This is a genomic window from Roseateles sp. P5_E8, from assembly GCF_054177665.1.
In genome coordinates this window covers 35699-45181 of sequence record NZ_JBGCUM010000046.1, presented here as the reverse complement: position 1 = coordinate 45181, position 9483 = coordinate 35699, and the positions used below count along the sequence as shown (strand labels likewise).

Genomic DNA, 9483 nt, shown 5'->3' with positions numbered 1-9483 from the left:
CCAGGCAGACATCCAGATGCTGCTTGGCCACGTCGATGCCGACGTTGATGCGACGAACCGGGTTCGCTACCCCACCTTGCGGATGCATGCTCATGATTGGCAACTGTTCGGGCTACACGGTTGGACAAGACGGGTGGCTGCGTTGACCATAGGCTCGGGGACGAACTTCAAGCTCCGGGGGACAACAGGTTTGGCGCAGCTACCGCGACACGGAAGGCATTCAGCGCGTGCCGCYAAATGCTTGATTGGAAAGATACAAGGGGACGGCGATGTTTGCCGGATTGACCGGCAAGCACATCGCCATGACGGGCCGGCTTGGGAGCGGCCCGGCGCTCGGCCCGAAAGTTTCATGCTGCCAGGGCGAGGGCAGTGGCACCCTGCAGCGGCAGCTCCAGCCGCGCCACCGTGCCCTCGCCCGGCTGGCTGTCCAGCTGCAGGCTGCCGCCCAGCATGCCGTTGACCAGGCTGTGCGCCACGAACAGGCCCAGGCCGCTGCCGCCCTGGCCGAAGGTGGTCGTAAAGAAGGGCTCGAAGGCGCGGGCCACGTCGGCTGCGGGCATGCCCACGCCGTCGTCGCGCACCTCCAGCGTCAGCCGCCCGGCATCCGTGCCGGCGCTGCGGCGCGCGCCGATGCGGATCACGCCCTCGCGGCCATCGCGGAAGGCGTGCACGCAGGCGTTCTCCAGCAACTGCTCCAGCACCTGCTGCAGCACCTCGGGGTAGCCGTCGAGCATGAAGCCGTCGGGCAGCTCGCAGGCCAGGTGCACATGGTCGACTTCGCGGTGGGTCTGCACGCGCGCCCAGGCCTGCAGCACCGCCTCGCGCAGGTCGAAGCGCGAACGCACCGCGCGGCCGCTGCCTTCGGTGAGCTGCCTGAAGCGGCTGACCAGGCGCAGCGCGCGGGTCACGTTCTGCTCGACGAGTTCGGTGCCCGTGCGCATCTGCGCGATCCAGTCCACCAGCTCCTGACGCTTGAGCGGTGGGCCGCCGGCCATGCGCTCGGCAAAGGTCTCGCTGCCGGCGTGCAGCGCCGTGGCGCTGAGCAGCGCGGTGCCCAGCGGCGTGTTCATCTCGTGGGCGATGCCGGCCAGCAGCTGCCCTAACGCCGCAAGCTTGCGGCTGTTGACGAGCTCGTCCTGCGCCGCCAGCAGCTCCCGCGTGCGGGCCTGGATCTGCTCCTCCAGCCATTGCGCGGCGCGACGGCGCTCCTTGGCGCGGCGGTCCTGGTCGATGGCGATGCCGGCGAGGTGGCTGGCGGTGTTCAGCGCGCTGAGTTCGTCGGGCGTGGGCCGGCGCACCTCGCGGTAGTACATGGCAAAGCTGCCGATGACGTTTTGCCCAGGCCCATGGATGGGCGCCGACCAGCAGGCCTTGAACCCATAGGGCAGGGCCAGGTCGCGGTACTGCGCCCACAGCGGGTGGGTGGCGATGTTGTCGACGACGACGAGGCGGTCGTCGAACATGGCCGTGCCGCAGGAGCCGGCGGTCGGGCCGATGGGCGCGCCCTCCAGCGCCTGCATGTACTCCGCCGGCATGCGCGGCCCGGCGCCCACGCGCACATGGCGGCCGTCCAGGTCCAGCAGCAGCACGGTGCAGTACAGGCCGTCGAATTGCGATTCGATCAGGGCCGTCAGCCGGCTCAGCACGGGTGTCAGCGCCTGACCGGTGGCCACCATCTCCAGCAGCTCGTTCTTGGCCTGGTTGAGCAGCTCGGCGAACTGCATGCGGCTCACATCCACCATGCATACGGCGATCTGCGACTCGCCGTCGCGCTCGGTCAGCGTCAGGTGCAGCTCGTGGGGCCGGGTCTCGCCGTGGCGGGTCTGGAAAGTCCAGGGCAGGCTCAGCGCGCCGGCCAGCTGCACCTGGGCCAGCACGCCGTCCAGCGTCTCGGCCGAGGGCCGGCCATCGGGCTGGCGCAGCGGGCACAGCAGCGACAGTGGCATGCCGTTCAAGGCCTGCGGGTCGTAGCCCAGCACCTTGGCCCGGCCCGCAGCCGTGCCGATGATGGGCAGACCGGGGCTTGCCTTCACGAGCAGTATCGCGACATGGGTGATGTCGTCCATCTCGGCCTCCGCTGAGTTGCGACCTTAGGCTTGCGCCGATCGCTAAGGCCCCAACTGTGCGCCGTATCGGGGCCATGAGGCAACTGTCATATCCGGGACAGCGGCGAGGCCAGAATCGCAGGCATTGCCCACAACCACTGCGGACACGTCATGCCCCAGATGCTGCTCATCGTCGAACCCCTAGGCCAGCGCGCCGAACGCGGCCGCCCTGCGGGCGAGGCCGTCTACCAGCGCATGCTGGACTTCGCCGCCGAACTGCAGGCCGAGGGCCTGCTGCTGGGCGTCAATTCACTCGGCACGGCGGCCAAGCGCCTGGCCAAGCGCGACGGCGGCGCCCAGGTCTGGGACGGCCCCTTCGCCGAGGCCAAGGAGATGCTGGGCGGCTACTTCCTGCTCGACACCGAGGACGAAGCCGTTGCGCTGGCCTGGGCCGAGCGCTGCCCGGCGGCCGAGTGGGCGACGGTCGAGATCCGTGGCGTCGGCCCCTGCTACATGTGAGCCCCTCGTCCGGTCCCGCCCTGCTGGACGCTGGCGTGCCCAGCCGGTCCCCCGGGGGGACGGCGATGCTTGCGGCATTGAGCCGCGCGCACATCGCCATCGCGGGCCGGCTTGGGAGCGGCCCGGCGCTCGGCCCGAAAACCCCACGTTTCTAAATCTGGTAGTTACCCGGGGTGTGTCGAAACCGGCTTGAATGGATCGTCGTGGGAATGAAGGCAGCGAAAACGAGCCGCCGCCCAACCCAGGAGAGCCCTCATGCGATTCATGATCCAAGTCCGCGCCACCGCCGTCAGCGAGCGCGGCGAGCCGCCCGGCCCCGAATACTTCAAGCTGTTCGAGGAGATGGGCAGCTTCCACCAGGAGATGGCCGCGGCCGGCGTGCTGCTGGACGGGGCCGGCCTGCGCCCCAGCCGCGACGGCTGGCGCCAGCGCTATGACGCCGCCGGTCGCCGCGAGGTCATCGACGGCCCCTTTGCCGAGGCCAAGGAGCTGATCGCCGGCTACACGCTGATCCAGGTGCGCTCCGAGGCGGAGGCACGCGCCTGGGCCAGCCGCTTTCCCATGCCCTTCGTCGGCATGAGCTGCGAGATCGAAGTGCGGCGCCTGTACGAGGACGCCGATTTCGCCCCCGGGGGCGACATGGCCATCCGCAGCGAGTGAGGAGAGCGACATGAACAACCTGTCCATCATCCTGATCTGCTTGGGTGTCGCCCTTGTCGCCTTGCTGGTCTACGCGTCCACGCGGCCCGACGAGTTCCGCGTCGAGCGCCGCCTGCGCATCGCCGCACCGGCCGACAAGGTCTGGCCCCTCGTCAGCGAGCTGCGCAGCTTCAACCGCTGGAACCCTTACGAGCGCAAGGACCCGCTGATCAAGACCCGTTACGACGGCGCGCCCAGCGGCATTGGCTCGCGCTACGCCTGGGAGAGCGACAAGGTCGGCACCGGCAGCATGGAGATCACCAGCCAGCAGCCCGGCCGCACGGTGCGCATGAATCTGGACTTCGTGAAGCCGTTCGAGGCGCACAACCAGGCCGAGTTCGCGCTGCAGCCCACGGCCGATGGTGCGACCGAGGTGCGCTGGAGCATGGCCGGGCCCGCCAACTTCATGAGCAAGCTGATGGGCGTGTTCATCGACATGGACAAGATGGTTGGGAGTGACTTCGAGGACGGCCTGCAGAACCTGCGCCAGCTGGCGGAGGCCAAGCCATGAAGGACTTGCAGTTCAGCGCCGACATTGCGGCGCCCGTCGCCCGGGTCTGGGACTGCATGTTCGACCCCACCGCCTACCGCGACTGGACCCGCGCCTTCTGCGAGGGCTCCTACTTCGAAGGCAGTTGGCAGGCCGGCCGCCGCCTGCGTTTTCTCGACCCGCGCGGCTTCGGCATGGAGGCCGTCGTCGACGAGCATCGCCGGCACGAGGAGCTGTCGCTGCGCCTGGTGGGCGAGATCAAGGACGGCCGGCCCGTCGCGGGCAGCCCGCTGCACGAGACACCCGCCAGCGAGCGCTACGTCTTCAGCGCCGCACCCGACGGCGGCACCCACCTCGTCGTCCACCTGCAAAGCTGGAACGACGGCTTCACGGATTTCCTCAACGACACCTGGCCCAAGGCGCTGGCGCGCCTGAAGAGCCTGTCCGAATCCATCCACTGAAAGGACACATCATGCAGATCAAGGTCACCAGCGTCATGGTCGACGACCAGGAGAAGGCGCTGGCCTTCTACACGACCAAGCTCGGCTTCACCAAGATGGCCGACATCCAGATGGGCCCCACCTACCGTTGGCTGACGGTCGTGTCGCCTGAAGGCATTGACGGCGTCGAGCTGTCGCTGGACCCGATGAACATGGAGGCGTCCAAGGTCTACCAGAAGGCCTTGTACGACGCCGGCATGCCTATCAATGCCTTCATCACGACCGACGTCGACGCCGAGGCTCAGAAGTTGCGCGACCGCGGCGTCGTCGTGCGCGGCGAGGCCGTGAACATGGGCCCGATCAAGGCCGTCATGTTCGAGGACGGCTGCGGCAACCTGATTCACCTTATCCAACCGCTGTGAGATCACCATGCACAAACAGATCTTCGTCAATCTGCCCTGCAAGAACCTGCCTGCCAGCAAGGCCTTCTTCGAGGCACTGGGCTACAGCTTCAACCCGCAGTTCACCAACGAGATGGGCGCCAGCCTCGTGCTGGGCGACAACCTCTACGCGATGCTGCTGACCGAAGAGTTCGCCAAGGGCTTCACCGCCAAGCCGCTGGTGGACGCCAAGGCCGCGACCGAGGTGCTGGTGTGCCTCAGCTGCGAGAGCCGCGAAGAGGTCGACCAGCTCGTCGCCAAGGCCCGCGCCGCCGGCGGCACCGTGCCGCGCGAGCCGCAGGACCATGGCTTCATGTACGGCCATGGCTTCGAGGACCTCGACGGCCATATCTGGGAGCTGGTCTACATGACCGGCACGCCCCCGCAAACCTGAACAGGACAACGTCATGCACATCCAGCAAAAACTCACGCCCTTCGTCTGGTACCAGAGCGGTGCCGAAGACGCGGTGGCGCACTACCTGAAGGTGTTCGGCGCCGACAAGGGCCGCGTCATCCACACCCAGCGCTGGGGCGAGAACTCGCCCGGTGCGGCCGGCACGGTCATGGTGGTGCAGTTCGAACTGCTCGGCCAGCAGATGACGGCCTTCAACGGCGGGTCGCACTTCAAGCTCACCGAGGCCTTCTCGCTGATGGTCGCCTGCGAGGACCAGACCGAGATCGACCACCTCTGGGAGCAACTGCAGGCGGGCGGCGGCAAGCCCAAGGCCTGCGGCTGGGTGGAAGACGCCTGGGGCCTGTCCTGGCAGATCATTCCCGCGGCCTGGTTCGACATGATCCGCGACCCCGATGGCGCGCGCGTGCAGCGGGTGTTCCAGGCCATCTGGCAAATGGAAAAGATCGACCTCGCCGCGCTTCAGAAGGCCTACGAAGGTCGCTGACGCCGTGAGCCATGCCGACATCGCTGCCGGCGTCTGGCGCATCGAGCGCAGCCGCCTCGTGGGCGCGGCGGCCAAGCTGCTGCGCGACCTGGACGAAGCCGAGGACTGCGCCCAGGACGCCCTCATCGCCGCCATCGAGCACTGGCCGCGCGACGGCCAGCCCACCAACCCCGCCGCCTGGCTGATGACCGCCACCCGCAACAAGGCCCTGGACCGCCTGCGCCGCCGCGCCATGCTGGAGCGCGAGCACGAGCACCTGGCCGCCGACGACGAAGCCGCAGGCAGCCACGTCGTGCCCGACTTCACCGACCACCTCGACGCCGCCCGCGACCAGGCCGAGATCGGCGACGAACTGCTGCGCCTGATCTTCATCGCCTGCCACCCGGTGCTGCCGCGCGAGGCCCAGGTGGCGCTGACGCTGCGGTTGCTGGGCGGCCTGGAGACGGCCGAGATCGCCCGCGCCTTTTTGCAGCCCGAGGCCACCATTGCCCAGCGCATCGTGCGCGCCAAGAAGGCCCTCAACGGCCAGGCCTACGAGCTGCCCGGGCCGGCGGAGCGCGAGCAGCGCCTGGGCGCCGTGCTGGCCGTCGTCTACCTGATCTTCAACGAGGGCCACAGCGCCGGCAGCGGCGCTAGCTTGCTGCGCCCGGCCCTGTGCGACGAAGCGTTGCGGCTGGTGCGCCAGCTCCAGCATCTGCTGCCGGCCGATTCGGAAGTGCACGGCCTCGCCGCCCTGCTTGAAATCCAGGCCTCGCGGCTGCCTGCCCGCCTGGACGCCCAGGGCCGCCCCGTGCTGCTGCCCGACCAGGACCGCCGCCGCTGGGACACGCTGCTGATCCGCCGCGGCCTGGTGGCGCTGGAGCGCGCGCTGTCGTTCGGTGATCCAGGGCCCTACACGCTGCAGGCAGCCATCGCCGCCTGCCACGCCCGGGCTGCGCGCGCCGAGGACACCGACTGGGGCGCCATCGTGGCCGGCTACGACCGCCTGCTGGCGCTGAACCTCTCGCCCGTCATCGCGTTGAACCGCGCAGTGGCCGTCAGCTTCGCCCAGGGCCCGGCGGCCGCGCTGCCGCTGCTGGATGCGCTGGCCGCCGAGCCGCAGCTCAAGCGCTACCCCTGGCTGGCTGGCGCGCAGGCCGATGTGCTGGAGCGCCTGGGCCGCGTCGGCGAGGCGCGCGACGCCTATCTGCGCGCGGCGGACTTGACGGACAACGAGGTGCAGCGGGCCTTGTTGCTGGAGCGGGCCAAGCGGTTGGCCAGCTGACTGGGCGTCAGCGCTTCAGGCCCGATCCGGCCGCCCGCGCGTCCCGCAGGTGCGATGCGACCCAGAACCACAGCGCCGCCCAGCCGGCGCCGAAGGCCCAGCCGGCGAGCACGTCGCTGGCCCAGTGCACGCCCAGCATCACGCGCGTCACGCCGATCAGCACGGTCATGAAGGCCGCCACGCCGATCAGGAAGGCGCGCACCCGCAGCCCCTCCTGCCGCTGCGCCAGCAGCACGCCCACGGTCAGGTAGAACACGGCGGACATGCTGGCGTGGCCGCTCGGGAAGCTCAGGCCTGCCTGCACCAGGGCGGCGAAGGCCGGGTCTGGCCGCACGCGGCCGAAGCCCATCTTCAGCGCCGTGACGGCCAACGCGGCGGAGATCATGGCCAGGCTCACCGCCACCGCCCGCGCCGGCCGGCCCGCCATGCACAGGTAGCCGGCGGCGAGCAGCGTGAACAACGTCATCACCGGCGTGCTGCCCAGGCTGCTCAGCTCGCGCATGACGGCCTCTACCAGCGGGTGCGTGGCGCGCCACTGCTGCGCCAGGTGCAGCGCAGCGGTGTCCCAATGGACCGTTTCCGACTCGCGCATCTCGCTGGCCAAAGCCACGAAGCCGCTCAGCGCGAGCAGGGCAAAGGCAAAGGTCAGCCAGCGGCGGCCGGCGCGGGATTGAAGGTTCAGGGCATGCAGCAACGGCGTCTCCTGGGTGCACCGCCCGTTCAGCGCAACAGCGCCTTGGCCGCCTCGATGCGCAGCGCCAGCGCGACCGTCTCGTCGTTCAGCACCTGCTGAAGAAAGCGCCTCGGGTCGATGTCTGGCCCGTCGTTGGGATGAGTGCCGGTGTGTGCGCTCGATGACGGGGCCTCGGGCGCGGGCTGCAGGCGCTGCATCGCCTCGTCCAGAGCGCCGGGCTTGATGCTCTTGAGCTTTGAAAGCAGGTCTGCCTGGCCTTCCACGCCGGGCGGGATGTCCAGCCAGGGCGTGTCGGCAAACACCGGCGCGAGGTCGGGCGCGACGAAGGCGGACCAGTTGCCCGTCGCGGCGTCCTGTTCGGGCACCTGTGGCGCCTGGGGCAAGGGCAGCAGGCGCAGCCGCGCCGGCGCGATGCCGGGCAGGTAGCGCGCCTGCAGCCGCGCCAGGAAGTCCGCCGCCCGGGCCGCGCTGACGGGCTGCTGCAGCGAGAACCACAGCTGCAGGCCATCCGTGCCCGACACGGCGATGCCGGGCGCGGGCAGCTGCAGGTCGGCCTGCACACCGCGCCAGACCGGGCCCAGCGCTTCCCAGTCGGCCGGGCGGGCCAGCTCCAGCAGCAGCGCGCGCACGTCGCCGGGCGCGGACGGGTGGTACAGGCGGTGCAGCTCAGCTTGTAGGCGGTTCATGGCCTCAAGCCTGCCACACGTCGCGGCTGGCGGGTCCATCACGGCGGGATCGGTGGATGCAGGTGGGTGCAGATGGGTGGTTATGCTGGTGCTTCCTCAACTTCCGGACAGCCCATGGCTTCTCGGTACTTCACGCGAAACCTTGTTCTTGCAGCAGCTCTCTGCCTCGGCGGCGCCCTGGCGCAGGCGGCGGATGGATCGCAGCAGGGCCTGTTCAAACGCCTGACCGTGCTCGCACCGGCCGGCAACGCCGAGGTGGCCTACCACCTGGGCATGTTCCTGAACAACGGCGTCGGCACGGCCAAGGACAACAAGGCCGCGTTCAAGTACTTCCTGCAAGCCGCCGAGGCCGGCAACGAGCTGGCGGCCTTCAAGGTAGGCTGCTACTACGCGGGTCAATTCAGCGGTGTGGTGCCGGTCGACCCGGGTCTGGCCCTGAAGTACAAGCTGCGCGCCGCCGAGGCGGGCTACGACCTTGCGCAGCAGGGTGTCGGCGCGCACTACGGCAGGGGCGGCGACCTCGCCCAGGCGCTGGTCTGGTTTGATCGCGCGTCCCGGCAGGGCGACTTGTCGTCAACCGCCCTGCTCGCCCGGCACTTCGCCGCCGACGCGTCGCCCGACAAGGTCAAGGGCCTGGCCCTGATGCAACTGCTCAAGGAGCGCGCGCCCAAGCCCAGCCCGGAGCTGGAGGAACGCATCCAGGCCGTGGAAGCGGAGCTGACACCCGAGCAGCGCGCCGCCGCCGCAAGCATCAAGTCGACCTGGGGCAACGAGCCCACGCCGCTGACCCGGCAGGCGCGCAATAGCGGGACGCAGCTGTCCGAGCTGCTGGCGTCGCTGGAGAAGTAGGCTAGGCCTGCCACACGCCGTAGCCCTGCTCGCGCAGCGCGATGGCCAGCTCCACCTCCATGTCGCGTGCCGCGTCGTAGGGCATGGGGTTGTAGAACTCATACAGCTCGGGCATCAGCCGCACGCCGTACTTCAGCACGAAGCGATTGGCCTGCACGCCGGCCATGTGGCGGTCGAAGCGCAGGTCGGGGTCCAGCCCCGTCATGCCCACGTAGAGGCAGGGCTTGACGATGTCGTGCTGCGGGTTGGCCTGGCGGAAGGCAGGCTCGTTCCACACCTGCTCCGCCAGCAGCACGACGTAGACGTGGTGGTGTGCCGCCCGGCGCTTCATGTCCGTCGTGCATTGCGCGGGACGAGCGCCGGGCCGCTCCCAAGCCGGCCCGTCTGGCGATGTGCATGCGGCTCAACGCCGCATGCATCGCCGTCCCCACGGGGGACCGGCTGGGCTCGCCCGCGTG

13 protein-coding genes are annotated in these 9483 nt (G+C 69.5%); 9 read left to right on the top strand and 4 right to left on the bottom strand.

The window, feature by feature from the left end; translation table 11 throughout:
- Nucleotides 1-347: 347 nt before the first annotated feature.
- Nucleotides 348-2066: an ATP-binding protein gene (locus ACXRVZ_RS21430; protein ID WP_457424829.1), complete on the bottom strand. Its 1719-nt coding sequence runs from the start codon at nucleotides 2064-2066 to the stop codon at nucleotides 348-350.
- Nucleotides 2067-2216: 150 nt separating this feature from the next.
- Between ACXRVZ_RS21430 and ACXRVZ_RS21425 the strand changes: the two genes are divergently transcribed.
- The 8 genes from ACXRVZ_RS21425 to ACXRVZ_RS21390 all read left to right on the top strand — a co-directional run bounded on the left by ACXRVZ_RS21425 (nucleotide 2217) and on the right by ACXRVZ_RS21390 (nucleotide 6796).
- Nucleotides 2217-2564 (top strand): YciI family protein, encoded by a 348-nt coding sequence (locus ACXRVZ_RS21425; RefSeq protein WP_457424827.1) that lies wholly within the window; start codon nucleotides 2217-2219, stop codon nucleotides 2562-2564.
- 255 nt (nucleotides 2565-2819) lie between these two features.
- Nucleotides 2820-3224, top strand: a complete 405-nt coding sequence (locus ACXRVZ_RS21420; protein WP_457424825.1) for a YciI family protein — start codon at nucleotides 2820-2822, stop codon at nucleotides 3222-3224.
- A 10-nt stretch (nucleotides 3225-3234) separates the two neighbouring features.
- Nucleotides 3235-3774: an SRPBCC family protein gene (locus ACXRVZ_RS21415; protein ID WP_457424823.1), complete on the top strand. Its 540-nt coding sequence runs from the start codon at nucleotides 3235-3237 to the stop codon at nucleotides 3772-3774.
- A complete protein-coding gene (locus ACXRVZ_RS21410; RefSeq protein WP_457424821.1) occupies nucleotides 3771-4214 on the top strand; it encodes an SRPBCC domain-containing protein in 444 nt (147 codons plus the stop codon). Before ACXRVZ_RS21415 ends, ACXRVZ_RS21410 begins: the two co-directional genes overlap by 4 nt.
- An 11-nt stretch (nucleotides 4215-4225) precedes the next feature.
- Entirely contained in the window at nucleotides 4226-4615 is a 390-nt protein-coding gene (locus ACXRVZ_RS21405) for a VOC family protein (protein ID WP_457424819.1), read from the top strand.
- Nucleotides 4616-4622: 7 nt separating this feature from the next.
- On the top strand, nucleotides 4623-5027 hold the full coding sequence (locus ACXRVZ_RS21400; RefSeq protein WP_457424817.1) for a VOC family protein: 405 nt from the start codon (nucleotides 4623-4625) through the stop codon (nucleotides 5025-5027).
- Nucleotides 5028-5040: 13 nt separating this feature from the next.
- Nucleotides 5041-5532, top strand: coding sequence for a VOC family protein (locus tag ACXRVZ_RS21395; protein WP_457424815.1), 492 nt, complete (start codon nucleotides 5041-5043; stop codon nucleotides 5530-5532).
- Nucleotides 5533-5536: 4 nt separating this feature from the next.
- The gene (locus ACXRVZ_RS21390) at nucleotides 5537-6796 is read left to right on the top strand and encodes an RNA polymerase sigma factor (protein ID WP_457424813.1); all 1260 of its coding nucleotides are present in this window, start codon (nucleotides 5537-5539) and stop codon (nucleotides 6794-6796) included.
- A 7-nt stretch (nucleotides 6797-6803) separates the two neighbouring features.
- Here the strand turns inward: ACXRVZ_RS21390 and ACXRVZ_RS21385 are convergent, their stop codons facing one another.
- Entirely contained in the window at nucleotides 6804-7490 is a 687-nt protein-coding gene (locus ACXRVZ_RS21385; RefSeq protein WP_457424811.1) for a phosphatase PAP2 family protein, read from the bottom strand.
- Nucleotides 7491-7516: 26 nt separating this feature from the next.
- Nucleotides 7517-8176, bottom strand: coding sequence for a hypothetical protein (locus ACXRVZ_RS21380; RefSeq protein ID WP_457424809.1), 660 nt, complete (start codon nucleotides 8174-8176; stop codon nucleotides 7517-7519).
- 114 nt (nucleotides 8177-8290) lie between these two features.
- Between ACXRVZ_RS21380 and ACXRVZ_RS21375 the strand changes: the two genes are divergently transcribed.
- Nucleotides 8291-9025 (top strand): tetratricopeptide repeat protein, encoded by a 735-nt coding sequence (locus ACXRVZ_RS21375; RefSeq protein WP_457424807.1) that lies wholly within the window; start codon nucleotides 8291-8293, stop codon nucleotides 9023-9025.
- A gap of 1 nt (nucleotide 9026) precedes the next feature.
- Here the strand turns inward: ACXRVZ_RS21375 and ACXRVZ_RS21370 are convergent, their stop codons facing one another.
- On the bottom strand, nucleotides 9027-9356 hold the full coding sequence (locus ACXRVZ_RS21370) for a hypothetical protein (RefSeq protein WP_457424805.1): 330 nt from the start codon (nucleotides 9354-9356) through the stop codon (nucleotides 9027-9029).
- Nucleotides 9357-9483: the final 127 nt, after the last annotated feature.

What these genes read in the sequence shown, in the direction of transcription:
- ACXRVZ_RS21420 (WP_457424825.1), top strand. Translation starts at nt 2,820, where the DNA reads ATGCGATTCATGATCCAAGTCCGCGCCACCGCCGTCAGCGAGCGCGGC.
- ACXRVZ_RS21370 (WP_457424805.1), bottom strand. Translation starts at nt 9,356, where the DNA reads ATGAAGCGCCGGGCGGCACACCACCACGTCTACGTCGTGCTGCTGGCG.
- ACXRVZ_RS21425 (WP_457424827.1), top strand. Translation starts at nt 2,217, where the DNA reads ATGCCCCAGATGCTGCTCATCGTCGAACCCCTAGGCCAGCGCGCCGAA.
- ACXRVZ_RS21395 (WP_457424815.1), top strand. Translation starts at nt 5,041, where the DNA reads ATGCACATCCAGCAAAAACTCACGCCCTTCGTCTGGTACCAGAGCGGT.
- ACXRVZ_RS21405 (WP_457424819.1), top strand. Translation starts at nt 4,226, where the DNA reads ATGCAGATCAAGGTCACCAGCGTCATGGTCGACGACCAGGAGAAGGCG.
- ACXRVZ_RS21415 (WP_457424823.1), top strand. Translation starts at nt 3,235, where the DNA reads ATGAACAACCTGTCCATCATCCTGATCTGCTTGGGTGTCGCCCTTGTC.
- ACXRVZ_RS21430 (WP_457424829.1), bottom strand. Translation starts at nt 2,066, where the DNA reads ATGGACGACATCACCCATGTCGCGATACTGCTCGTGAAGGCAAGCCCC.
- ACXRVZ_RS21375 (WP_457424807.1), top strand. Translation starts at nt 8,291, where the DNA reads ATGGCTTCTCGGTACTTCACGCGAAACCTTGTTCTTGCAGCAGCTCTC.
- ACXRVZ_RS21380 (WP_457424809.1), bottom strand. Translation starts at nt 8,176, where the DNA reads ATGAACCGCCTACAAGCTGAGCTGCACCGCCTGTACCACCCGTCCGCG.
- ACXRVZ_RS21410 (WP_457424821.1), top strand. Translation starts at nt 3,771, where the DNA reads ATGAAGGACTTGCAGTTCAGCGCCGACATTGCGGCGCCCGTCGCCCGG.
- ACXRVZ_RS21400 (WP_457424817.1), top strand. Translation starts at nt 4,623, where the DNA reads ATGCACAAACAGATCTTCGTCAATCTGCCCTGCAAGAACCTGCCTGCC.